This window comes from Paraburkholderia dilworthii (assembly GCF_000472525.1).
GTDB classification, from domain to species: domain Bacteria; phylum Pseudomonadota; class Gammaproteobacteria; order Burkholderiales; family Burkholderiaceae; genus Paraburkholderia; species Paraburkholderia dilworthii.
Genome location: NZ_AWZT01000024.1, coordinates 63239 through 86523, shown reverse-complemented (window position 1 = coordinate 86523; position 23285 = coordinate 63239). Strand labels below are relative to the sequence as shown.

Sequence of the window (23285 nt, the reverse complement as noted above, 5' to 3'; positions counted from 1 at the left end):
ATGATTGGGCGGCCATGTGAGACGCTTACGCGCTCAACACCGCGCGGTCGAAATAGAGCTGCGCGAGCGCGGTAAAGCGCACGCCATTCACGCCCTTGCGCATCGCGATCAGCTGATCGTAGAAGAACGGAATGATGATCGGCGTTTCATCGAGCAGCAGCGTCTGAATCTGTCCGGAGATTTTTTTCTGCGATGCGAGGTCGATGGCCGCGACGAACTGCGCGACCAGCTGATCGTATTGCGGGTTCTTGAAATGCGCGGCGTTCCACGTGCCGGTGCTCGTGAGCGGCGCATTCAGGAATACGTTCGGTACGCCGCGATGACCGTAGTCGGTGATGCCGAGCGGCGAGTCGAGCCAATCCGATTTGCCTGGCGTGCCCGCGCCGTAATACAGCGACTGGCTCTCCACTTTCAGATTGATACGTACGCCGATCGCCTTCGCCGCGTTCTGCACGACGACCGCGAGATCGGGAATCTCCATGTACTTTTCGGTGGTGAGCGTGACGTCGAAACCATTAGGCACGCCTGCTTGCGCGAGCAACTGTTTCGCTTTGGCTACGTCGATTTTGCGCTGCGGGACCCCAGCGTCCGACGACGGAAACACCGGCGCAAACGGGCTGTCGTTACCGAGTTGCGCGCGGCCTTTGAAGAGGCCGCGCACCAGCACGTCGCGATCGAGCGACAATGCGAGCGCCTGACGCACGCGCTTGTCCTTGAAGAGCGGGTTGTCGTTGCGCATATGAATCTGCCGATGCGCGCTCGACTTCACGCCGATCGCCTTGTAGTCGGGATTGTTCAGAATGGCCGCGCCGCCCTGAACAGTGAAGGTGCCCATCACGTCGGCTTGATGGCCTTGCAGCGCAAGCAGTTGCGCCTGCTGATCGGCGTAGAACGAAAACTGTACGCGTTGTGGTAACGCTTTTTGGCCCCAGTAATCCGGATTGCGCACAAACGATGCGCCGACCTTCGGCTGATACTTCTCGAACTTGAACGGACCTGTACCGATGAAGCTCTTTTCATAACCGCCCGCATAGTTCGCGGGCAAGATCACGGCGTTGTAATTGTCCGAGGAAACGTAGTAGGGAAAGTTACCGTTCGGCGCATCGAGATGGAACGCGACGGTGTGCTCGTCGACGACCTTCGCGCCGCCTTTGGACAGCACGCCTTTTAGCACGGAGAGCGCAGCCGATCCGCTTGCGGGGTCGGCGAGACGGTCGAACGTGGTGACCACGTCTTTGGCGGTGAAGGGCTGGCCGTCGTGGAATTTGACGTTCTCGCGCAGCTTGAACGTCCACACGTCGCCCTTGTCGTTCGGCTTCCACGAGAGCGCCAGGGCCGGCTTCAGCATGAGCTTTTCGCCGTCGTCGTCGATCAGGAATTCGCCGGTCTGGTTCAGCAACGCGAGGCTCGCGGCATCGGTTACGGTGAGCGGGTCCACCGCGCCAGCGGGCGTCAGATGCGCGACGCGAATCGTCTGGTTTGAAGGAACACCCGCACCCGCCTGACCTTGTGCGTGCGCTCGCGGCGCAACCAGCACGCCGCCGCCAGCGAGCGACAAACCGATCACGCTCGCATAGCGCAGCAGATCGCGACGCGTGATGCGGCCGGCGAGAAATTCGTCGACTGCGTGATTGCCGTAGGCGTCGGCGGTGCGGCGGGCGAGGTCGAGAGCGGGGAATCGGTCAGCGGGAGTCTTCATCGATGGAATGTCCAGTCCGTTCGGTTGCCGGTTCTGAGAAGCCGCGCCGGATGCGCGGCAGGCTGACTGCGAGGCGGCGCGATTGCGGCGATGCAAGGCGACTTCAGTTTAAGCGATTGCTCGCGGATTGGAGCGCTCGCGGCGGTCTCGCATTGGCGATCCGCAGATAAAAGGGCGCGTGTGTGTCGTCGTCACAACGGTCGGCGCGGCGCTTGCCGCAACAGTCACCGCAACGCTCACCGCAGCGCCCGGCGCGGCATCGTGCACACAGGAGCCATGCGTTGCACGCGGCACAGATGCACCTCAGACGCTATAGCGAAACAACCCACAACGCGGCGGCGCAAAGCTTACCGACCGCGTCGCAATCATCGTTCCAACGCGGTTGCATTTACCGCGCGGCGATGCCCGGCCGCCTCCAGCGATGGAACAGCACCGAGCCGATCCAGCACGCCATGAACGCAGCGACGATGCCGTAGCCGAGCACGCCGAACTGCTCGTTCATGTTCGCCACCGCGTCCCACATGCCGCCGCTGAGACCGAGTTTGTCCGACAGCAGCCCCAACGCCTCGACGCCGCCAATCACAATAGCGACGACAGCGGACACCAACGTGATACTCGCGTTGTAGTAGAGCTTGCGCTTGGGGTCGTCCATAGCCCAGCCGTACGCATGGACCATCAGCACGTTGTCCGTTGAATCGACCAGCGTCATACCCGCGGTGAAGAGCGCGGGGAACACAAGGATGGAATACAACGGTAGGCCCTTGCCCGCTTCAGACGCGGCGATTGCGAGCAAGCCGATTTCGGTTGCGGTGTCGAAGCCGAGGCCAAAGAGCACGCCTACGGGGTACATGTGCCAGCTTTTCGTCACGAGCCGGAAAAGCGGCCGCAATGCCCGGGACAGAAGACCTGCGGGACTGGCCGCGCGGAAAGCGTCCGACGCGGCAGCGGGCAATTCGCCGTCATGCCCGGCGTGGCGATAACGGCGCCACACGTCGCGCAGGATCACGAGGTTCACAGCCGCGAGCACGAGCAGGAACGTCGCCGAAACGAGTGTGCCGAGTGTGCCGCCCACCGCCTTGAAGGTTTCGAAGCGGCCGTGCAGCGAATGCGCGGTCCATGCGATACCGAGCGTCGCGACGATCACGATGGTCGAATGTCCGAGCGAAAACGACAGGCCCACGCCGAGCGGCCGCTTGCCGGCTTGCATCAGCTTGCGGGTGACGGCGTCGATGGCGGCGATGTGGTCCGCGTCGACCGCATGGCGCAGACCGAAACCATATGCGAGCAATGCGGTGCCGAGCAGCAGCGGATAGTGGCGAAACGCGATTAGCGCCCACGTCCATGCGCCGATATTAGCCGCGATCAGAGCGGCGTACAGCGTGACGAGGCGAGGGCGCAGCGAAGCAGTCGGCGTCATGAGTCGCGTGAAAGTGATTAGTGATCGTGCGGATGTTTGTGGATCGGATCGACCCAGTACACCGTTTCGGGTTGTTCGACAGCATCGATATTCAGATTGACCACGACCGCTTCGTTGTCGCTGCGCACCAGCACGCATTCGAGAGGATCGTCGGTGCTCGCATTGATCTCCTGATGCGGCACATACGGCGGCACGAAGATGAAGTCGCCGGGACCGGCTTCGGCGGTGAATTCCAGATGCTCGCCCCAGCGCATGCGCGCGTGGCCGCGCACCACATAGATCACGCTTTCGAGCGCGCCGTGATGGTGAGCGCCGGTCTTCGCATTCGGATGGATCGTCACTGTGCCGGCCCAGATTTTTTGCGCGCCGACGCGTGCCGCGTTGATCGCGGCCGCGCGATTCATACCCGGCGTCTGCGCGGTGTTGGTGTCGAGCTGATCGCCCCGAATCACCTTCACGCCGTGCTCGCGCCAATCGACAGGCGCCGCTTCCTGGTCGCGCTCCTCGTTGTAATGCGGATGTTCGTGATCCTGGCTCATCGCATCTCTCCTCGTGGGCTTGCGTTTGGCATTCGTCGTGGCAATGGCCGCGGAGCCGTCCGGCATTTTTACACGTTCAAAAACGTGCGTGGGGACGGGCGCGTCTGGGTCCTTCGTTGGCGAAAAAAAGCCCGTCCAGAGGACGGGCTTCGTATGTTCAGCCTGAGTGGCCTTGCTGCGGCACGCAGGCTGTGTTCACTGGCGCAGGCGCTTACTTGTGCTTCGCGTTGATCACGGCTTCCGCGACGTTGTTCGGCGTTTCGGCGTAATGCTTGAACTCCATCGTGTAGGTGGCGCGGCCTTGCGTCGCCGAGCGCAGCGACGTCGAATAGCCAAACATTTCCGCGAGCGGCACTTCGGCGCGCACGAGCTTGCCGCCGCCGCCCGCGATGTCTTCCATGCCTTGCACGAGGCCGCGCCGGCTCGAAAGATCGCCCATCACGTTGCCCATGAAGTCTTCGGGCGTTTCCACCTCGACGGCCATCATCGGCTCGAGCAGAACGGGCTTTGCCTTGCGCATGGCTTCCTTGAAGGCCATCGAACCGGCCATACGGAATGCGTTTTCGTTCGAGTCGACGTCGTGGTACGAGCCGAAGGTCAGCGTCACCTTCACGTCCACCACCGGATAGCCCGCGAGCACGCCGGCCTTCAGTGTTTCCTGGATGCCCTTGTCGACGGCCGGGATGTATTCACGGGGAATCACGCCGCCCTTGATCGCGTCGACGAATTCATAGCCCTTGCCCTGGGGCGCCGGCTCGAGCGTGATCACCGCGTGGCCGTACTGGCCGCGGCCGCCCGATTGCTTGACGAACTTGCCTTCCACGTCTTCGACCTTGTTGCGCACCGTCTCGCGATAAGCAACCTGCGGCTTGCCGACCGTTGCTTCCACGCCGAACTCGCGCTTCATCCGGTCGACGAGAATTTCCAGGTGCAGCTCGCCCATGCCGGAGATGATCGTCTGGCCGGATTCCTCGTCCGTTTGCACGCGGAACGACGGGTCTTCTTGCGCGAGACGATTCAGCGCGATGCCCATCTTCTCCTGATCGACCTTGGTCTTCGGCTCGACGGCCTGCGAGATCACCGGCTCGGGGAAGATCATTTTTTCGAGGATGATCACGTGGTTCGGATCGCACAGCGTGTCGCCGGTGGTCGCTTCCTTCAGACCGACTGCCGCGGCGATGTCGCCCGCGTAGACTTCCTTGATTTCCTTGCGCTCGTTTGCATGCATCTGCAGGATCCGGCCGAGGCGCTCCTTCTTTTCCTTGATCGCGTTGTAGACCGTGTCGCCCGAATTCACGACGCCCGAGTACACGCGGAAGAAAATCAGCTGGCCCACGAACGGATCGGTCATGATCTTGAAGGCGAGCGCCGAGAACGGATCGGTGTCGTTCGGATGACGCTCGATTTCCTTGTCGTGTTCGTCGTGGCCGGTAATTGCCGGCACGTCGACCGGCGACGGAAGATAGTCGATCACCGCGTCGAGCATCGCCTGCACGCCCTTGTTCTTGAACGCGCTGCCGCACAGCATCGGCACGATTTCATTGGCAATGCAGCGCGCGCGAATGCCGTGCTTGATTTCCTCTTCAGTCAGCGTTTCGCCGCCCAAATATTTGTCGAGCAGTGCTTCGTTCGCCTCGGCCGCGGCCTCGACCATCTTGTCGTGCCATTCCTTCGCGGTGTCCGCAAGTTCTGCCGGGATGTCGCGGTACTCGAACTTGATGCCCTGGTTCTCTTCGTCCCAGAAGATTGCCTTCATCTTGACGAGATCGACCACGCCCTGGAAGTGTTCTTCCGCGCCGATAGGAATCTGGATCGGCACTGCGACGCCCTTCAGGCGCTCGCCGATCTGGCGCTGCACGCGGAAAAAGTCTGCACCGACGCGGTCCATCTTGTTGACGAATGCGATGCGCGGCACCTTGTACTTGTTCGCCTGACGCCAGACGGTTTCAGATTGCGGCTGCACGCCGCCCACCGAGTCGTAGACCATGCAGGCGCCGTCGAGCACGCGCATGGAACGCTCGACTTCAATCGTGAAGTCGACGTGCCCCGGCGTGTCGATAATATTGATCCGATGCTCGGGATAGTTGCCGGCCATGCCTTTCCAGAAGGCGGTGGTAGCTGCCGACGTGATCGTGATGCCGCGCTCCTGCTCCTGTTCCATCCAGTCCATCGTCGCCGCACCGTCGTGAACCTCACCGATCTTGTGGGTCACGCCGGTGTAGAACAGGATGCGTTCAGTCGTGGTGGTTTTGCCGGCATCGATGTGAGCGCTGATGCCGATATTCCGGTAGCGCTCGATGGGAGTCTTGCGGGGCACGTGAACCTCCTTGGAATAGCGCGCCTGAAACGGTTGCCGGGCGACAGTCTGTGCCGCCCGGACCGCGGGATACTGTGTTGCTAAGAATACTAGGATAGCGCGTCGGCCCGTCTTTTGCAGGAATCTTGCCAGGCCGGGGCGGGCGGGCGATGGCGGCGCTGCGATGCGGCTGTACGGGAGGGGGCGGCACTGCGGTGCAGGACGTTGCAGGAATGGCGGGCGGTGCTCGGCAGGAATGACAAAAGCCGGAGCCTTTTGAAAAGGCACCGGCTTTGCGGTGAGCGGTGTGGACAAGCGGCTGGCGTTTGAGCAGAACTGCCGCTGTGAAACGATGCCGTGTTTTAGGCTAACCGTTGCGTGAGCTATCAGGCGAATCGCGAGGCAACACCAGGCAAACCAGGCAACACCAGGCGAATCACCGCGCGAACTCGCGCGCGAGTTACTGCGCCGCCGGCAGACCCTGAATCTTCATTCCAGGCTTGATACCCTTCGACGTAAACCAGCCCTTGCTCATTTCGAGCGCGTAGACGCCGTTGTTCTTCGGGCAGTGATTGTTGGTCGTCTCCGCCTGCATTTCGTCGATGTCGGTGACGGTGCCGTCTGCGCGGATAAACGCAATCGACAACGGAATCAACGTGTTCTTCATCCAGAAGCAATGCACGGCGTTTTCGTTGAAGACGAACAGCATGCCCTCATTCGGCGCCAGCGTGGTGCGGTACATCAGACCTTGCTCGCGATCGGCGTCGTTGGCGGCCACGGCCGCGTCGATCACGAACATGCCCGCAGTCAGTTTCGCGCGCGGAAATTCGCTGGGCTGTTTCGCGCCGGCCGGCATTTGCTGTGCGTGAGCGGGGGCCGCGTTCAGCGCGGCGAATGACATCGCCGCGAACGGCAGGATTGCGGCAACGGCGAAACGCGCCATCAACGAGCGCATGTGAAATCGCACGGCATGACTCCTTGCTGAAATTAACCGGGGAATGTTACGCGAGCGCGTCAAAAACAAAAAGGCAGATCGCCTTGCGGTGATCTGCCTTTCAACGCCGTAAGAACGGCAATGAAGCTAGTTCTTGACTGCGTCTTTACAACCAACTTACTCCGAAGCGGCCGAAGCTGCAGCAGCTGCTGCTGCCTTCTTGTGCGACTTCTTGTGAGCGTGCTTCGTGGTCTTCTTTGCCGACGAAGCAGCTGCTGCCGGAGCTGCCGAAGCTGCTGCCGGTGCCGAAGCTTGTGCGAATGCTGCCGTTGCGAAGAGGCCAGCGACCAGAGCGGCGATCAGTTTGTTCATTTTGAAAATCCTCAGCATTAGTTAATTAACCAAATGACCCGGTTATCTAGGAGTCATGTCGGTAAACGTGCCATCCACCTTTCGGTTGACAGCCGCATCGAACAAATTTTCGACACGTCTGCCTAGCGCTCAGACTGCCTGCACTGACCGCGCAAGCGGCGTGTACAAAGGCTCTTAAGGCTGAATGCCGGACAGCTTCGGGCGGCATCTGCGTCGAATAACGCGTGAGCTCGCGCAGCGGTTGACGTGAATTTTCCGGAAAGTTTCGATGTGGGACGTTCAATTGAAAAGGCGTTGCATGAGCGCTGCGGGGCCACTGTTTCACGGCTTTTCGCCGGCCCGTTTCACGCGCCGTTTTATTCGCGCAGACAACGAGTTAGCGATTTACGCGAGGCCTTTCCACGGTGCGTCGAGCGGCAGATCGGCGCTTTGTCCCGGCTGGAGGCCGAGCAAAAAAATATCGAGCGCGCCGATGCCCACGCGCACGAGACGCAGCGTTGGAAACCCGACTGCGGCCGTCATGCGGCGCACCTGGCGGTTCTTGCCTTCGGTGATCGACAACTCGATCCAGGTGGTCGGAATCGCGGCGCGATAGCGAATGGGCGGCGTGCGCGTCCATAGTGTGTCGGCTGGCTCGACATATTCGGCGCGGCACGGCTGAGTCACGTAGTCGCCCAGATCGACGCCGCGGGCCAGCGTGTTCAATGCGGCGGAATCGAGCGCGCCTTCCACTTGTGCCCAATAGCGCTTCACCAGCTTGTGACGCGGTTCTGCGATACGCGCTTGCAGCGCGCCGTCGTCGGTGAGAAGCAGCAGGCCCTCGCTGTCCGAATCGAGACGTCCGGCCGGATAAACACCGGGCACCTTGACCCAGTCGGCCAGCGACGCGCGTGTCTCGTGCGAAGAAAACTGGCAGATGGTGCCGAACGGCTTGTTGAGGGCGAGAAGACGCATAAGGAAATGGTGAGGTCGCGGCGCCCGTCGCGGCGTGACGCGCCGACGCTGATGCACGAGGCGCCGGTGCCTGTGAACGATGGCCGGATCATAAAGCATAATGCGCGTCGCAAAGCCGTGACGCCGATAGAAGACATCACGCGTGGCCGCCGCCGTCGTTGACCGCTGTATGTTGGAAAACCCCGAGCCGCCCTCGCCGCGATGCAGCGGCCGCGTGGGCTAGAATAACGGCCAGGCCGCTTGCGGGCGCCCGGCATTGCGCGTAGCGAGGAACGCCCATTTTCGCAGTCTCCCATCAGCTTTCAGCACAGCCTTCACTGGAGTCCGATCATGCCGTATCAGCACATCAAGGTTCCGACCGGTGGTGACAAGATCACCGTCAATGCGGATTTCTCGCTCAACGTATCCGATCAGCCGATCATTCCGTTTATCGAAGGCGACGGCACCGGTCTCGACATCACGCCGGTCATGATCAAGGTCGTGGACGCCGCGGTGGAAAAAGCCTACGCGGGCAAGAAGAAAATCCACTGGATGGAAATCTACGCGGGCGAGAAGTCGACCAAGGTCTACGGTCCCGACGTATGGCTGCCGGAAGAAACGCTTCAGGTGCTGAAGGAATATGTGGTTTCCATCAAGGGGCCGCTCACCACGCCCGTCGGTGGCGGCATCCGTTCGCTGAACGTCGCGCTGCGTCAGGAACTCGATTTGTATGTGTGTCTGCGTCCCGTCCAATACTTCAAGGGCGTGCCGTCGCCGGTGCGCGAGCCGGAAAAAACCAACATGGTGATCTTCCGCGAGAACTCGGAAGACATCTACGCGGGTATCGAATGGCCGGCCGAATCGGAAGAGGCGAAGAAGGTCATCAAGTTCCTGAAGGAAGAGATGGGTGTGAAGAAGATCCGCTTCCCGGAAACATCCGGAATCGGTATCAAGCCGGTGTCGCGCGAGGGCACGGAGCGCCTGGTGCGCAAGGCGATTCAGTATGCGATCGACAACGATCGCCGCTCGGTTACGCTCGTGCACAAGGGCAACATCATGAAGTACACGGAAGGGGCGTTCCGTGACTACGGTTATGCGCTCGCGCAGAAGGAGTTCAACGCGGAACTGATCGACGGCGGTCCGTGGATGAAGGTCAAGAACGCGAAGACGGGCGGCGACATCGTTGTGAAGGATGTAATCGCCGACGCGTTCCTGCAGCAGATCCTGTTGCGCCCCGCTGAGTACGACGTGATCGCTACGCTCAACCTGAATGGCGATTACGTGTCGGACGCGCTGGCCGCGCAGGTGGGCGGCATCGGCATTGCGCCGGGGGCGAACATGTCGGATTCGGTCGCGATGTTCGAGGCTACGCACGGCACGGCGCCGAAGTACGCGGGCAAGGACTACGTGAATCCGGGCTCGGAAATTCTCTCGGCGGAAATGATGCTGCGCCATCTGGGCTGGTTCGAGGCCGCGGATCTGATTATCAAGTCGATGGAAACGTCGATCCTTCAAAAGCGCGTCACTTACGACTTCGCGCGTCTGATGGAAGGCGCGACCCAGGTCTCGTGCTCGGGCTTCGGGCAGGTGATGATCGAAAACATGTAAGCAGCACGGCGGGATATTGCCCGGCTGACGTTGTCGAAGAAACCCGGTTGCCCTCCTCAGGCGGCCGGGTTTTTTTACGCGTGCCGTTCATTATGTCGACGCGATTTCAGAGATGCCGTTATTGAGATGCGTGGCCGGACGGCTCACCGTTCGTGGGCCAGCCCGAGTTCGACGGCGGCAAGGCCGCCGATTTTCTCTATGTGTTTTTCGACACGGGCATCGATCCGCAGACTCGCGCATATCTATCGGAGGACTACTGGTTCTGTCAGCTCGTGCAGAGCATCGGCATCACGGCGGCCATCGACACGCGCTCCAAGCTCAGCCATCAGGGCATCGCCGTTTACGAAGGCGACCTGTCGCGCAGCCTCGCGATACAGCGTGCAATGACGCAGGGCGCCGCACGCTAGTTCGCACGGCCGTCTGTCCGTTCCGGCGGCCCGTTATTTGGGACGCCGATGTGTCCATCACAGGCCATGTGGACGCCAAAAAGAAACCCGGCACGAAGCCGGGTTTCAAAAGGACGGGTACCGAACAGGTATCAGGCAGGTGCCTGGATGTTCGATGCCTGCTTGCCTTTCGGGCCTTGCACGACCTCGAAGGTCACCTTTTGGCCTTCCTTGAGGGTCTTGAACCCATTCATCTGGATGGCCGAGAAGTGTGCAAACAGATCCTCGCCACCTTCATCAGGCGTGATGAATCCGAAACCTTTTGCGTCATTGAACCATTTGACCGTACCAGTTGCCATTCCAACTTCCCCTGTAACTCATGTCACTACCACGAGCCCTCGAAAAGCTCGACGACCGCGTGATGCAGCCGCTCCCTCCTCACAAGCTCACCATCGGCATTTTTTCGAATTTGGCGCAGTGAAAAAAGTGCCAGCTTGATTGTTGAGGCTCTTTATTCGAGTGTCAAGAAAATTTTGAGACGTCGGTTCACGCGTTGCAAACGGGCGGTTTCCAGGGTTTTTCCCGCTTTTGTTATGTGCGGTTGCGCAAGCGGGCTGTCTTGAAAAGTCGCATAATCGTCTCACATGCTGTTCTGCGAGTCGCCCGCTGCCGGTTGTGTCAGGCGGGTGCCGGTCAGCCAGCTCCGGCAGGTTGTGCGATACTCGATCCGACTGCGGCGCAGCACGGCCGCAACGCATGATCTGCACAGGAGCCGGCTCCGCAATCGGCTCGTCGAATGGCACACGCAGGCGGTTGATTTCCGCCGGGCGGTCGCGAACGGGCTCACCGGCCGGTTAGCCGGGTTTTGACAGGATTGCGGGCCTGTCCTAGTTGTTTAGAATGGGTGTATGGCAATTATCCCGGACAAGCAGGACGGCACCGTACTGGAGCGACAGGAGAAAAAGCTCAAGCCGCCGTCCATGTACAAGGTGGTGCTGCTGAATGACGACTTCACGCCAATGGAATTTGTCGTGATGATCGTGCAGGAATACTTCAATAAAGATCGTGAAACCGCAACACAGGTAATGTTGAAGGTGCATCGCGAGGGCAGGGGAGTTTGTGGGGTCTATACGCGGGACATCGCGTCGACCAAAGTCGAGCAAGTCGTTACCCACGCACGGCAGGCCGGGCATCCGCTGCAGTGTGTGATGGAGGAAGCATGATTGCCCAGGAACTGGAAGTCAGCCTGCACATGGCGTTCATGGAAGCACGCCAGGCGCGGCACGAGTTCATAACGGTCGAACATCTTTTGCTGGCACTGTTGGACAATCCGACAGCGGCGGAGGTGTTGCGTGCATGCGCGGCCAATATCGAGGATCTGCGTCAGAACCTGCGCAACTTCATTCATGACAACACGCCCACCGTGCCCGGCACGGACGACGTCGACACGCAGCCCACGCTGGGTTTCCAGCGTGTGATCCAGCGCGCGATCATGCATGTGCAGTCCACCTCAAATGGCAAGAAGGAAGTGACCGGCGCGAATGTGCTGGTTGCGATCTTCGGCGAGAAGGACTCGCATGCTGTCTACTACCTGCAGCAGCAGGGCGTGACGCGTCTGGACGTGGTGAATTTCATTTCGCACGGCATCGCCAAGACCAGCAGCACGGACGCCGCGAAAGCGAGCGATGCGAATGCCGAGTCCGACGAAGCCGCTGCGCAGAAAGAAACGCCGCTTGCCCAGTTCACGCAGAATCTGAACCAGATGGCGAAAGACGGCCGCATCGATCCGCTGATCGGGCGCGAGTCGGAAGTCGAGCGCGTGGTACAGGTGCTGTGCCGCCGTCGCAAGAACAATCCGCTGCTGGTCGGTGAGGCGGGCGTCGGCAAGACGGCGATCGCAGAAGGGCTCGCCTGGCGCATCACGCGCGGCGAAGTGCCGGATATTCTGGCCGACGCCCAGGTGTATTCGCTCGACATGGGCGCTCTGCTCGCCGGCACCAAGTATCGCGGCGACTTCGAACAGCGCCTGAAGACGGTCCTCAAGGAATTGAAGGAACGCCCGCACGCGATTCTGTTCATCGACGAAATCCATACGCTGATCGGCGCGGGCGCCGCGTCGGGCGGCACGCTGGACGCGTCCAATCTGCTGAAGCCGGCGTTGTCGTCGGGCACACTCAAGTGCATCGGCGCGACCACGTTCACCGAATATCGCGGCATCTTCGAAAAAGACGCGGCATTGTCGCGTCGTTTCCAGAAGGTCGACGTGACGGAACCGTCCGTTGAGCAGACGGTGGCGATTCTGCGCGGCCTGAAGTCGCGTTTCGAAGAGCATCACGGCGTGAAGTATTCGTCGGGTGCGCTGTCGGCGGCGGCTGAGTTGTCGGCACGCTTCATCACGGATCGTCATTTGCCGGACAAGGCGATCGACGTGATCGACGAAGCGGGCGCGGCTCAACGCATCCTGCCGAAGTCGAAGCAGAAGAAGACCATCGGCAAGAACGAGATCGAGGAAATCATCTCGAAGATCGCTCGCGTCCCGCCGCAAAGCGTGTCGCAAGACGACCGCAGCAAGCTGCAAACGCTGGATCGCGATCTGAAGAGCGTGGTATTCGGGCAAGACCCGGCTATCGACGCGCTGTCGGCCGCGATCAAGATGGCGCGTGCGGGTCTCGGCAAGCTGGACAAGCCGATCGGCGCGTTCCTGTTCTCCGGCCCCACGGGCGTCGGCAAGACGGAAGTGGCGAAGCAGCTGGCGTTCACGCTCGGCATCGAGTTGATCCGCTTCGACATGTCCGAGTACATGGAACGTCACGCGGTCAGCCGTTTGATCGGCGCGCCTCCGGGCTATGTCGGTTTCGACCAGGGCGGCCTGTTGACCGAGGCTGTCACCAAGAAGCCGCACTGCGTGTTGCTGCTCGACGAAATCGAGAAAGCGCATCCGGACATATACAACGTGCTGTTGCAGGTGATGGACCACGGCACGCTGACGGACAACAACGGCCGCAAGGCGGATTTCCGCAACGTCATCATCATCATGACGACGAATGCGGGCGCCGAGGCGATGGGCAAGTCGGTGATCGGCTTCACGAATCGTCGGGAAACCGGCGACGAAATGGTCGACATCAAGCGCATGTTCACGCCGGAGTTCCGTAACCGTCTGGACGCGACGATCAGCTTCCGTGCGCTCGATGAAGAGATCATCATGCGCGTGGTCGACAAGTTCCTGATGCAGCTGGAAGATCAGTTGCACGAGAAGAAGGTCGACGCGCTCTTCACCGACGCGCTGCGCAAGCACCTCGCGAAGCACGGATTCGATCCGTTGATGGGCGCGCGGCCAATGCAGCGTCTGATTCAGGACACGATCCGTCGCGCGCTGGCCGACGAACTGCTGTTCGGCAAGCTGATGAGCGGCGGCCGCGTGTCGGTCGACGTGGATGCGGAAGACAAGGTGCAGTTGACCTTCGACGAACATCCGGCGCCGCGCAATCCGAATCCGGAAGCGGTCGAAGTCGAGTAAGCGTCAAGCGGACTCAGCAAAGAAAAAACGGCGTGGACCCAGGTCCACGCCGTTTTTATTTGCGCTGCTCGAATTCAGTGCTTACCGGTGCTGCCGAAGCCGCCTGCGCCGCGCTCGCTTTGCTCGAACTCATCGACGATATTGAACTCGGCCTGCACGACGGGCACGATCACGAGTTGCGCGAGACGCTCCATCGGGTTGAGCACGAATGTGGTCTCGCCGCGGTTCCACGTCGAGATCATCAGTTCGCCTTGATAATCCGAATCGATCAGGCCGACCAGATTGCCGAGCACGATTCCGTGCTTATGTCCAAGACCCGAGCGCGGCAGGATCAGTGCGGCGTAGCCGGGATCGCCCACGTGAATCGCGAGCCCTGTCGGCACCAGCGCGGTCTCGCCAGGTTTGAGCGTCAAGGGCTCTTTGAGGCACGCGCGCAGATCGAGCCCTGCGCTGCCGCTTGTCGCGTAGGCGGGAAGCTGGTCGCGCATGCGCGCATCGAGAATCTTCAGGTCGAGTTTCATGCAGGTTCAAAGGTTTAAGGAGTTGAAGCCGGGCGCCCGAGTTGGAACGCTTCGGCAAGGAGTTCATAGGAACGCAGGCGCGCGCGATAGCTGCCCGCGACGGTCAGCACGATCAGTTCGTCGGCCTGGAATTGTTCCTGCAATGCTTGGAGCCGCTCGGTCACGACTTCAGGCGTGCCGATGATACTGCGCGGTTTTTCACGGTCGATCACCAGTTTCTCGCGCTCGCCGTACTCCTGCGCGATGCCCTGTTCGATAGTCGGAATCGGCTCGTTCAGGCCATAAGCCATTTGCACCCGACGCAGATCGACGGCTTTCGCCAGATCGGCGGCCTCCTGTTCGGTGTCCGCGCAAATCACGAACACGGCAGCGGCCAGATACGATTGCTGCATTTCGTGGCTCGGCGTGAAACGCTCGCGATACGCATGCGCGACCTGATGCCCGAAATGCGCGTTGATGAAATGCGCGAACGCGAAGCGGATGCCGAGCTGCGCGGCAAGCAACCCGCCGAATTCGCTTGAGCCGAGCATCCACAGCTGCGGGCGCGTGGCGACTTGCGGTTGCAGCAGCACCCCTTGCGCGATGTGATCGGCAGGCAGCGTGCCGTGCATCAGGCCGACCAGATCGGCCACCTGCTGCGGGAAAATTTCGCCGCGGTTGTAGTCGCCGGCGGCGACCGCCTGAGCCGTGCGCATATCGCCGCCCGGCGCGCGCCCCACGCCGAGATCGATGCGATTCGGGAACAGTGCCTCTAACATCATGAATTGCTCGGCGACCTTGAACGGGCTGTAGTACGGCAGCATGATGCCGCCGGAGCCCAGCCGGATCCGTCGCGTGACGCTGCCAAGGCGCGCGAGCATTACTTCGGGACATGGGTTCGACACGCCGCGCAAGCCGTGATGCTCGGCGCACCAGTAGCGCGTGTAGCCGAGGTCGTCGGCGAGTTGCGCGAGTTCGACCGTGGCGGCAATCGCGTCCGCTACCGAGTGCCCTGAAATCACGGGCGTTTGATCGAGCACGGAAAGTAGCGTCATGTCAGTGTGCTCCAGATGATCCGGTTCGCTTCACCGGCGCGGCGCGCGGCGACCGCATGTCTATGGCGCGCGGCAAGCTCAGCGAATCAGGCTTGTGTCGGGCAGACGCTTTGCGATTTCCGCGATCAGTGCGCGCGCGAGCGTCTGCTTGTCGGCGCGCGGCAACCTGGTGGCGCCGCTCGCTTCGAACAGGACGACCTCGTTGTCGTCCATGCCGAACGTGAGCGGCCCGAGATTGCCGACCAGAAGCGGCACGTTTTTGCGCACGCGTTTTTCCTCGCCATGCAGTTCGAGATCACCGCTTTCCGCAGCGAAGCCGACCGTGAACGGCGGGTGTGGCAACTTCGCGACCGAGGCCAGAATGTCCGGATTTTCGACGAACGAAAAAGTGGGCAGCGCGCGGTCCGCGCTCTTCTTGATCTTGTGATCGCTCGCGTGATCGACGCGCCAGTCGGCGACTGCGGCGACGCCAATGAAAATGTCCGCATCCGTGACCGAGCGCATTACCACGTCGTGCATCTGCTGGGCGGTTTGCACGTCTTCGCGGAACACGCCCCACGGCGTTTCAAGCGCGACCGGACCGGCCACGAGATGCACCTCGGCGCCCGCCTGTTGTGCGGCGCGGGCCAGCGCGAAACCCATCTTGCCGCTCGAACGATTGGTGATGCCGCGCACCGGATCGAGCGGTTCGAACGTTGGCCCGGCCGTCAGCAATACACGCCGGCCGGACAGAATCTTTGGCGCGAAGAACGATGCAATCGCTTCGTAGGTTGCCGCGGCTTCGAGCATGCGGCCGTCGCCGATTTCGCCGCAGGCCTGCGGGCCGGAGTCGGGGCCGAGCACTTCAACCCCGTCTGCGCGCAGCTGCGCGACGTTGCGTTGCGTTGCCGGGTTTTGCCACATCTGCCGGTTCATCGCGGGCACGACCAGCAGCGGACAATCGCGCGCGACGCACAACGTGGCGAGCAGATCGTCGGCCATGCCGTGCGCGAGTTTGGCGAGAAAGTCGGTGGAGGCGGGTGCGATCACGATGGCGTCTGCTTCACGCGACAGATCGATATGCGCCATGTTGTTCGGAATCCGCGCGTCCCACTGGCTTGTGTAGACCGGCCGGCCCGACAGCGCCTGCATGGTCACCGGCGTGATGAACTGCGTGGCCGCTTCGGTCATCACGACCTGCACGGTCGCGCCGGCCTTCGTCAGCAGGCGCGTGAGTTCGGCGATCTTGTAGCAGGCAATACCGCCCGTCATGCCGAGGACGAGGTGCTTTCCTGCGAGTTCTGCGGTTGCCAACGAAAGCCTCCGACAAAGCGTGGTGGCCGAGCGCGGCGCGCTTGCACCGTTGCCGGCCGTCAAAGCGGACTACTGGCGCGAGGCGAGAGGTCGCAATACCGGACCTCGACCTCGACCTCAGCCTCCGGACGAGGCGACATTAGCGCGAGCCGCGTACGCGCCGCAATTCGTCGACCACGAGCAGGATCGCGCCGACCGTGATCGCGCTGTCGGCCAGGTTGAACGCCGGCCAGTGCCACGTGCGCACGTGAAAATCGAGGAAGTCGATCACGTGACCGTACGCGAGCCGGTCGATCACATTGCCAAGCGCGCCGCCGAGAATCAGCGCAAGCGCGGTGCAGAACATCTTTTGCCCGCCGTGGCGCTTCAGCAGATAGCAGATCACCAGCGCGGCTACGACGCCAAGCGCCGTGAACGCCCAGCGTTGCCAGCCGCCCGCCATCGCGAGGAAGCTGAATGCGGCGCCGCGGTTGTACACGAGGATCAAGTTAAAGAACGACGTGACCTCATGTGCGACACCGTAGGCAAACACCTTTTGCACCGCGATTTTCGTCAACTGATCGAACAGGATCACGATCAGCGCGACGCCCAGCCAGGGCGCCAGCGAACTGTTTCCAGCTGAAGCTTTCGATGTGGTCTTCGACACGGTTCTCGCCATTATGCCGCGCTCCTCGCTTCGCCGTTGCCGAACAGATTGCTGATGCAGCGGCCGCACAGTGTGGGATGTTCCGCGTCCGTGCCCACATCCGCGCGATAGTGCCAGCAGCGCTCGCATTTCAGATACTTCGACGTGGTCACTTCGACGCCTTCTTCGGCTTCGCTGTCGACCTTCACGACTGTAGCGGCCGACGTGATCAGCACGAACTTCAGGTCGTCGCCGAGGCTCGTCAGCGCGTCATAACGTGCGCCGCTCGCGCGGATTTCCACTTCCGCCTGCAACGAAGAGCCGATCAGGTTCGCAACGCGCGCTTCTTCCAGCGCCTTCGTGACGTCGCTGCGCGCAGCGCGCAAGAGCGTCCATTTGTCGAGCAGCATGCCGGCGTCCGGCACCGCCGGAAACGCGTGATACGTCTCGGTGAAGATGGTCTCGCTGTTCGGCTGAAACACCTTCCACGCTTCTTCGGCGGTGAACGACAGGAACGGTGCCATCAGGCGCAGCAGGCCTTGGGCGATGTGATACAGCGCGGTCTGTGCCGAGCGGCGCGCGACGGAATCCGCAGCCGTGGTGTACAGGCGATCCTTCAGCACATCGAGATAGAAGCCGCCCAGATCTTCTGAGCAGAACGTCTGCAGCTTGGCGACCACCGGGTGAAACTCGTACTTGTCGTAGTGCGAGAGGATGTCGTTTTGCAGGTTCGCCGACAGCGCCACTGCGTAGCGGTCGATCTCGAGCCAGTCTTCCACCGGGCGCGCGTTCTTTTCGAAGTCGAAGTCAGACAGATTCGCGAGCAAAAAGCGCAGCGTGTTGCGAATGCGGCGATAGCCTTCCGTCACGCGCTTGAGGATTTCTTCGGAGATGGCGAGCTCGCCCGAATAATCGGTCGACGCGATCCACAAGCGGATGATTTCCGCGCCGAGGCGATTCGCCACTTCGTGTGGATCGATGCCGTTGCCGAGCGACTTGCTCATCTTGCGGCCTTCGCCGTCGACGGTGAAGCCGTGCGTCAGGAGCGCGTTATACGGCGGACGACCGTCGAGCATCGACGCGGTAAGCAGCGACGAATGGAACCAGCCACGATGCTGGTCCGAGCCTTCCAGATACAAATCAGCCGGAAATTGCAGTTCGTCTTTATGCGAGCCGCGCAGCACGTGCCAATGCGTGGTGCCCGAATCGAACCACACGTCGAGCGTGTCGCGGTTCTTTTCGTACAGATTGGCGTCGTCGCCGATCAGTTCGCGCGGGTCGAGCGTTTGCCACGCCTCGATACCGGCTTCTTCGACGCGCTTGGCGACTTCCTCGAGCAACTCCAGCGTGCGCGGATGCAGTTCACCGGTTTCCTTGTGCACGAAGAACGCCATCGGCACGCCCCATTGGCGTTGGCGCGAGAGGGTCCAGTCAGGACGGTTCGCGATCATGCTGAAAAGCCGCTGCTTGCCCCACGACGGATAAAACGCTGTGTTCTCGATGCCCGCGAGCGCCGTTTCGCGCAGTGTCTTGTCGGTGTCGTTCGGCTTCACGTCCATGCCGGCAAACCACTGCGACGTCGCGCGATAGATGATCGGCGTCTTGTGGCGCCAGCAGTGCATGTAGCTGTGCGTGTATTTCTCGGTGCGCAACAGCGACCCGGCGCCTTGCAGCGCTTCGACGATCTGCGGATTCGCCGCCCAGATCGACAGGCCGCCGAACAGCGCGAGCGATTCGATGTAACGGCCGTCGCCCATCACCGGGTTGATGATGTCCGAATCGGCCATGCCGTGCGCCTTGCACGACACGAAGTCTTCCACGCCGTAAGCCGGCGACGAGTGCACCACGCCTGTGCCCGTTTCGGTCGTCACATAGTCGCCGAGGTAGACCGGCGCTGTGCGCTTGTAGCCCGGATGCGCGGACGCGAGCGGATGATTGAAGCGCAGAGTGACGAGCTTCGCGCCCGGCGTGGTGGCGATGATCGAGCCTTCCAGGCCGTACGTCTTCAGACATGCTTCGACGCGCTCTTCGGCGAGGATGAGCAGGCCGCGTGCCGTGTCGACCAGGGCATAGACGATTTCCGGATGCAGGTTGAGCGCCTGGTTCGCGGGGATGGTCCACGGCGTGGTGGTCCAGATCACGATGCCGCCTTCGTTGCGCGGTAATGCTTTGAGGCCGAACGCCTGCGCGGTCTTTTCCGGCTCGGCGAAGGTGAACAGCACGTCGATGGTCGGATCGGTCTTGTCCTTGTACTCGACTTCCGCTTCAGCGAGCGCCGAGCCGCAGTCGAAACACCAGTTGACCGGCTTGAGGCCGCGGAACACGTAACCCTTTTCCATGATCTTCGCGAGCGCGCGGATTTCGCCGGCTTCGTTCGCGAAGTTCATCGTCTTGTACGGATTGTCCCACTCGCCGAGCACGCCCAGACGCCGGAAGCCGACCTTCTGCTTCTCGATCTGCTCGGTCGCGTAAGCACGCGCTTTCTGCATCACTTCAGCGGCCGGCAGCGACTTGCCGAACTGCTTTTCGATCTGGATTTCGATCGGCATGCCGTGGCAGTCCCAGCCCGGCACGTAGACCGCGTCGAAGCCCGCCATGTTGCGCGCCTTGACGATCATGTCCTTCAGGATCTTGTTCACCGCGTGGCCGAGGTGGATGTCGCCGTTTGCATACGGCGGGCCGTCGTGCAGGATGAACTTTTTGCGGCCTTTGCTGGCGGCGCGGATCTTCTCGTAGACCTTGCGCTCCTGCCATTCCTTCACCCATTGCGGCTCACGCTTGGGCAGGTCGCCGCGCATGGGGAACGGCGTGTCGAGCAGGTTCACCGGGTAACGTGACTGCGGTTTCGAATCGGCTTTCTTGTTGCTCATGATGTGGTCGCGGTGAATTCTTTATAAGCGCAGCTAGGCGCGGGTTGCGCACGATGCGCGAGAGCGTAGGGCGCGCCCGGCAGGCATGTCGCGCGATGCACGGACGCCTTTCGATGCGCGGGAGCGGCGGTCCATGCGGCATTCGAACGCGCGCAGGAACCGCGGCGACTATCTAATTCGGTCGGTGGCCGAGGTGGCGAAACCGGTGGAACGACTGCCCGGCGTGCCCGCGCCAACGGCCGCGAACCATGCGCGCGCGTTGGCGACGTCGCGCGCAATGGCGGCGGTGAGCGTTTCGAGGTCGACGTACTTTTCCTCGTCACGCAGCTTTTTCAGGAATTCGACGCGCACGAGTTTGCCGTATGCGTCGCCGTGCCAGTCGAGCAGATGCACTTCGAGCAGCACACGGCCGGAATCGTCGACGGTGGGGCGCAGGCCGAGACTCGCGACGCCAGGCAGCGGTTCATCCGCCACGCCATGCACGCGCACGACGAAAATGCCCGCAAGCGCCGGACGCTTATGCGCAATCGGCACATTGAGCGTGGGAAAGCCGAGATCGCGGCCGAGCTTCATGCCGTGCACGACGTGGCCGCTGATCAGATAATCGCGGCCCAGCGCGGCGCGCGCCGCGTCGAGATCGCCCGCTACCAGCGCCGCGCGCACGCCCGAGCTGGAAATACGCGCGCCGGACGGATCGGCGACCGTGGCCATTTGTTCGACTTCGAAACCGTATTGCTGGCCCGCCGCCTTTAGCGACGCAAAGTCGCCGGCACGCTTTGCGCCATAGCGGAAGTCGTCGCCGATCATCACCCAGCGCGCGTGCAGCCCGTTGACGATGATCCGTTCGACAAACGCATCCGGCGACTGGCTCGCGAACGTGTGATTGAAGTGCTCCACCACGACGCGGTCCACGCCGTTGGTGCGCAGCGCCTCGAGCTTGTCGCGCAGCATCGCGATGCGCGGCGGCGCGCCGGCCGGATTGAAGAACTCGCGCGGGTGCGGCTCGAAGGTCATCACGCAGACGGGCAGGCCGCGCGCGTTGGCCGCCGCGCGCACGTGCGCGAGCAACGCCTGATGGCCGCGGTGGACACCGTCGAAGTTGCCGATGGTCAGTGCGCAGGGCGCACGGCTTTCGGCGTTGGGAAGACCGCGGAAGACTCTCACGATAGCGCGTCGGGATAGAGCGGGCGAGGTGCCGCAAAACAAACGATTATAAACGCTCGGCGCAGCGGACGGCGGCGCGTCGCGGTTTGGGTGTCTTCGAATGATAAAATCCGCGCATGAAAAAACTCGTCATCCTGATTTCAGGGCGGGGAAGCAACATGGAAGCCATCGTTCGAGCCTGTTCGGACGAAGGTTGGCCGGCTAAGGTCGCCGCTGTGATTGCCAACCGTCCGGATGCCGCGGGCCTTGCGTTCGCGGCGTCGCACGGCATTGCCACGGCGGTGGTCGATCACCGCCAGTTTCCCGATCGCGACAGTTTTGACTCCGCGCTCGCCGAACAAATCGATAGTTTCTCGCCCGATCTCGTCGCGCTCGCCGGCTTCATGCGCGTGCTGACGGACGGTTTCGTCGACCGCTATGCGGGGCGCATGCTGAACGTGCACCCGTCGCTGCTGCCAAGCTTTCCTGGTCTCAAAACGCATCAGCAGGCGCTCGATGCCGGCGTGCGGCTACACGGCGCGTCGGTGCATTTCGTCACTTCGCGGCTCGATCATGGGCCGATCGTCGCGCAATCGGCTGTGCCCGTCGAAACCGGCGATACGCCCGCCATGCTTGCCGAGCGCGTGCTGGCGACCGAACACATTATTTATCCACGCGCGGTGCGCTGGTTCGTCGAAGGGCGTCTCGCTCTCGACGGCCTGCGTGTCACGCTTACGCCGCCGGAGCCGCAATGGCTCTTTGCCGGTCACACCGCCGGAGAGGGCGCATGAGATTGCATGGTTTTTTGATTGGACAAACTGAGACTTTGCTGGCTGAAGTCCTAAGACTGAACGGCCCCGCCGACGCCACGACGAGCCGCTTTTTTCGGGCGCATCCGAAGCTCGGGCACGGCGAGCGCGGCGTGATCGCCGAGGCGGTTTTCGCGGTGCTGCGCCGCCGGATGGAGTTCGCGCATCTGGCCGAAAGCGGCGCGGGGAGCCCCGCCCGCCGCATGGCCTTGCTCGGCCTGATGCAGACGGCCGGCCGCACGGCGCTCAAACCGTTCGTGTCGGACGCCGAGTCGAAGTGGCTCGAACACGTCGCGATGATCGACCCGGAAAGTTTGCCGCTACGGATTCGGCTGAACCTGCCCGACTGGATTTATCAGGCGCTTGCGAAGCGTTTCGAAGCCGCGGAACTGGCTCAACTGGCCGCCGCGCTGAACTACCCAGCGCCTCTGGACCTGCGCGCAAATCCGATCAAGGCGAGCCGCGACGACGTGCTGAACGCGCTGTCGAAGGCCGGCATCGAAGGCGGCGCGATGCCGTTCGCGCCGTTCGGCGTGCGAGTGGTCGGCAAGCCGCCGCTCACTAAGCTCGACGCGTTCCAGCAGGGTTGGGTCGAAGTGCAGGACGAGGGCAGCCAGTTGCTGTGCTCGCTGGTGGCGCCCAAGCGCGGCGAGATGATCGTCGACTTCTGCGCGGGCGCGGGCGGCAAGACGCTGGCGCTGGGCGCGGCCATGCGCTCGACCGGGCGTCTGTACGCGTTCGACATCTCCGAGCGGCGTCTGGCCAAGCTCAAGCCGCGCCTTGCGCGCAGCGGTTTGTCGAACGTGAATCCGGTGCTGATCGACAGTGAACACGACGCCAAGATCAAGCGGCTTGCCGGCAAGATCGACCGCGTGCTGGTCGATGCGCCGTGCAGCGGCTTAGGCACGCTGCGCCGTAATCCGGACCTGAAGTGGCGCCAGTCGCCGGAGTCGGTTGCCGAACTCGCGCCGAAGCAGGCGTCGATTCTGGCGAGCGCGTCGCGTCTGGTGAAAAAGGGCGGGCGCCTGGTGTATGCGACGTGCTCGATTCTGGAAGCGGAAAACGAAGCGGTCGTGCAGCAATTCCTCGCGGATCACCCGGACTTTGCGCTGGTGCCGGCGCGTGAGGTGCTGGCCGAACAACGTATCGACCTGGAAATGGGCGATTATCTGTCGCTCTGGCCGCACCGCCACGCGACCGACGGTTTCTTCGCCGCTGTGCTCGAACGCCAGAGCTAAGGGCGACCGTCTGTCAGCCGGCTCGCGGATCGATTGTCCGAACCGCGAGCC

20 protein-coding genes are annotated in these 23285 nt (G+C 62.1%); 6 read left to right on the top strand and 14 right to left on the bottom strand.

What is annotated here, in order from left to right; translation table 11 throughout:
* Nucleotides 1-25: 25 nt before the first annotated feature.
* The 7 genes from F759_RS0120710 to F759_RS0120680 form a co-directional block, all read right to left on the bottom strand.
* Complete coding sequence (locus F759_RS0120710; RefSeq protein WP_027801559.1) at nucleotides 26-1699, bottom strand: ABC transporter substrate-binding protein; 1674 nt, start codon at nucleotides 1697-1699, stop codon at nucleotides 26-28.
* Between the two features lie 388 nt (nucleotides 1700-2087).
* The gene (locus tag F759_RS0120705; protein ID WP_027801558.1) at nucleotides 2088-3116 is read right to left on the bottom strand and encodes a HoxN/HupN/NixA family nickel/cobalt transporter; all 1029 of its coding nucleotides are present in this window, start codon (nucleotides 3114-3116) and stop codon (nucleotides 2088-2090) included.
* 17 nt (nucleotides 3117-3133) lie between these two features.
* Nucleotides 3134-3655, bottom strand: a complete 522-nt coding sequence (locus F759_RS0120700; RefSeq protein ID WP_027801557.1) for a cupin domain-containing protein — start codon at nucleotides 3653-3655, stop codon at nucleotides 3134-3136.
* Between the two features lie 211 nt (nucleotides 3656-3866).
* Nucleotides 3867-5972: an elongation factor G gene (fusA, locus tag F759_RS0120695; RefSeq protein ID WP_027801556.1), complete on the bottom strand. Its 2106-nt coding sequence runs from the start codon at nucleotides 5970-5972 to the stop codon at nucleotides 3867-3869.
* 439 nt (nucleotides 5973-6411) lie between these two features.
* Entirely contained in the window at nucleotides 6412-6918 is a 507-nt protein-coding gene (locus tag F759_RS0120690) for a DUF192 domain-containing protein (protein WP_027801555.1), read from the bottom strand.
* A 144-nt stretch (nucleotides 6919-7062) separates the two neighbouring features.
* Nucleotides 7063-7257 carry a hypothetical protein gene (locus tag F759_RS44170; protein WP_027212290.1) on the bottom strand — a complete coding sequence of 65 codons (195 nt, stop codon included), beginning with the start codon at nucleotides 7255-7257 and terminating at the stop codon, nucleotides 7063-7065.
* A 384-nt stretch (nucleotides 7258-7641) separates the two neighbouring features.
* Complete coding sequence (locus F759_RS0120680) at nucleotides 7642-8211, bottom strand: pseudouridine synthase (protein ID WP_027801554.1); 570 nt, start codon at nucleotides 8209-8211, stop codon at nucleotides 7642-7644.
* Between the two features lie 330 nt (nucleotides 8212-8541).
* On the opposite strand from F759_RS0120680, the gene icd reads away from it, so the two are divergent.
* Both icd and F759_RS0120665 read left to right on the top strand, forming a co-directional pair.
* Nucleotides 8542-9798, top strand: coding sequence for an NADP-dependent isocitrate dehydrogenase (gene icd, locus F759_RS0120670; protein ID WP_027801553.1), 1257 nt, complete (start codon nucleotides 8542-8544; stop codon nucleotides 9796-9798).
* A 152-nt stretch (nucleotides 9799-9950) separates the two neighbouring features.
* Nucleotides 9951-10205: a hypothetical protein gene (locus F759_RS0120665; RefSeq protein WP_027801552.1), complete on the top strand. Its 255-nt coding sequence runs from the start codon at nucleotides 9951-9953 to the stop codon at nucleotides 10203-10205.
* Nucleotides 10206-10336: 131 nt separating this feature from the next.
* Here the strand turns inward: F759_RS0120665 and F759_RS0120660 are convergent, their stop codons facing one another.
* Nucleotides 10337-10543 carry a cold-shock protein gene (locus tag F759_RS0120660; protein ID WP_007180614.1) on the bottom strand — a complete coding sequence of 69 codons (207 nt, stop codon included), beginning with the start codon at nucleotides 10541-10543 and terminating at the stop codon, nucleotides 10337-10339.
* Nucleotides 10544-11092: 549 nt separating this feature from the next.
* Between F759_RS0120660 and clpS the strand changes: the two genes are divergently transcribed.
* Together clpS and clpA are read left to right on the top strand one after the other, a co-directional pair.
* The gene (gene clpS / locus F759_RS0120655; RefSeq protein ID WP_006050100.1) at nucleotides 11093-11407 is read left to right on the top strand and encodes an ATP-dependent Clp protease adapter ClpS; all 315 of its coding nucleotides are present in this window, start codon (nucleotides 11093-11095) and stop codon (nucleotides 11405-11407) included.
* Nucleotides 11404-13701: an ATP-dependent Clp protease ATP-binding subunit ClpA gene (gene clpA / locus F759_RS0120650; protein ID WP_020069123.1), complete on the top strand. Its 2298-nt coding sequence runs from the start codon at nucleotides 11404-11406 to the stop codon at nucleotides 13699-13701. Before clpS ends, clpA begins: the two co-directional genes overlap by 4 nt.
* Nucleotides 13702-13775: 74 nt before the next feature.
* Here the strand turns inward: clpA and dut are convergent, their stop codons facing one another.
* The 6 genes from dut to F759_RS0120620 form a co-directional block, all read right to left on the bottom strand.
* Nucleotides 13776-14222: a dUTP diphosphatase gene (dut, locus tag F759_RS0120645; RefSeq protein WP_020069122.1), complete on the bottom strand. Its 447-nt coding sequence runs from the start codon at nucleotides 14220-14222 to the stop codon at nucleotides 13776-13778.
* A gap of 14 nt (nucleotides 14223-14236) precedes the next feature.
* On the bottom strand, nucleotides 14237-15256 hold the full coding sequence (locus F759_RS0120640; RefSeq protein ID WP_027801551.1) for an LLM class flavin-dependent oxidoreductase: 1020 nt from the start codon (nucleotides 15254-15256) through the stop codon (nucleotides 14237-14239).
* A gap of 78 nt (nucleotides 15257-15334) precedes the next feature.
* Nucleotides 15335-16549, bottom strand: coding sequence for a bifunctional phosphopantothenoylcysteine decarboxylase/phosphopantothenate--cysteine ligase CoaBC (gene coaBC, locus F759_RS0120635; protein ID WP_027801550.1), 1215 nt, complete (start codon nucleotides 16547-16549; stop codon nucleotides 15335-15337).
* 139 nt (nucleotides 16550-16688) lie between these two features.
* Nucleotides 16689-17195: a signal peptidase II gene (gene lspA, locus F759_RS0120630; RefSeq protein WP_209440503.1), complete on the bottom strand. Its 507-nt coding sequence runs from the start codon at nucleotides 17193-17195 to the stop codon at nucleotides 16689-16691.
* An 11-nt stretch (nucleotides 17196-17206) separates the two neighbouring features.
* Complete coding sequence (gene ileS / locus F759_RS0120625; RefSeq protein WP_027801548.1) at nucleotides 17207-20044, bottom strand: isoleucine--tRNA ligase; 2838 nt, start codon at nucleotides 20042-20044, stop codon at nucleotides 17207-17209.
* Nucleotides 20045-20212: 168 nt separating this feature from the next.
* Entirely contained in the window at nucleotides 20213-21208 is a 996-nt protein-coding gene (locus tag F759_RS0120620; protein WP_027801547.1) for a bifunctional riboflavin kinase/FAD synthetase, read from the bottom strand.
* A gap of 116 nt (nucleotides 21209-21324) precedes the next feature.
* On the opposite strand from F759_RS0120620, the gene purN reads away from it, so the two are divergent.
* Both purN and F759_RS0120610 read left to right on the top strand, forming a co-directional pair.
* Nucleotides 21325-21978 carry a phosphoribosylglycinamide formyltransferase gene (purN, locus tag F759_RS0120615; protein WP_027801546.1) on the top strand — a complete coding sequence of 218 codons (654 nt, stop codon included), beginning with the start codon at nucleotides 21325-21327 and terminating at the stop codon, nucleotides 21976-21978.
* On the top strand, nucleotides 21975-23234 hold the full coding sequence (locus tag F759_RS0120610) for an RsmB/NOP family class I SAM-dependent RNA methyltransferase (protein ID WP_027801545.1): 1260 nt from the start codon (nucleotides 21975-21977) through the stop codon (nucleotides 23232-23234). Before purN ends, F759_RS0120610 begins: the two co-directional genes overlap by 4 nt.
* Nucleotides 23235-23285: the final 51 nt, after the last annotated feature.

Bases quoted from the DNA above. Each gene is read 5' to 3' on its own strand.
- F759_RS0120710 (WP_027801559.1), bottom strand. From the start codon at position 1,699: ATGAAGACTCCCGCTGACCGATTCCCCGCTCTCGACCTCGCCCGCCGC.
- F759_RS0120705 (WP_027801558.1), bottom strand. From the start codon at position 3,116: ATGACGCCGACTGCTTCGCTGCGCCCTCGCCTCGTCACGCTGTACGCC.
- F759_RS0120700 (WP_027801557.1), bottom strand. From the start codon at position 3,655: ATGAGCCAGGATCACGAACATCCGCATTACAACGAGGAGCGCGACCAG.
- F759_RS44170 (WP_027212290.1), bottom strand. From the start codon at position 7,257: ATGAACAAACTGATCGCCGCTCTGGTCGCTGGCCTCTTCGCAACGGCA.
- F759_RS0120680 (WP_027801554.1), bottom strand. From the start codon at position 8,211: ATGCGTCTTCTCGCCCTCAACAAGCCGTTCGGCACCATCTGCCAGTTT.
- icd (WP_027801553.1), top strand. From the start codon at position 8,542: ATGCCGTATCAGCACATCAAGGTTCCGACCGGTGGTGACAAGATCACC.
- F759_RS0120660 (WP_007180614.1), bottom strand. From the start codon at position 10,543: ATGGCAACTGGTACGGTCAAATGGTTCAATGACGCAAAAGGTTTCGGA.
- clpS (WP_006050100.1), top strand. From the start codon at position 11,093: ATGGCAATTATCCCGGACAAGCAGGACGGCACCGTACTGGAGCGACAG.
- clpA (WP_020069123.1), top strand. From the start codon at position 11,404: ATGATTGCCCAGGAACTGGAAGTCAGCCTGCACATGGCGTTCATGGAA.
- dut (WP_020069122.1), bottom strand. From the start codon at position 14,222: ATGAAACTCGACCTGAAGATTCTCGATGCGCGCATGCGCGACCAGCTT.
- F759_RS0120640 (WP_027801551.1), bottom strand. From the start codon at position 15,256: ATGACGCTACTTTCCGTGCTCGATCAAACGCCCGTGATTTCAGGGCAC.
- ileS (WP_027801548.1), bottom strand. From the start codon at position 20,044: ATGAGCAACAAGAAAGCCGATTCGAAACCGCAGTCACGTTACCCGGTG.
- purN (WP_027801546.1), top strand. From the start codon at position 21,325: ATGAAAAAACTCGTCATCCTGATTTCAGGGCGGGGAAGCAACATGGAA.
- F759_RS0120610 (WP_027801545.1), top strand. From the start codon at position 21,975: ATGAGATTGCATGGTTTTTTGATTGGACAAACTGAGACTTTGCTGGCT.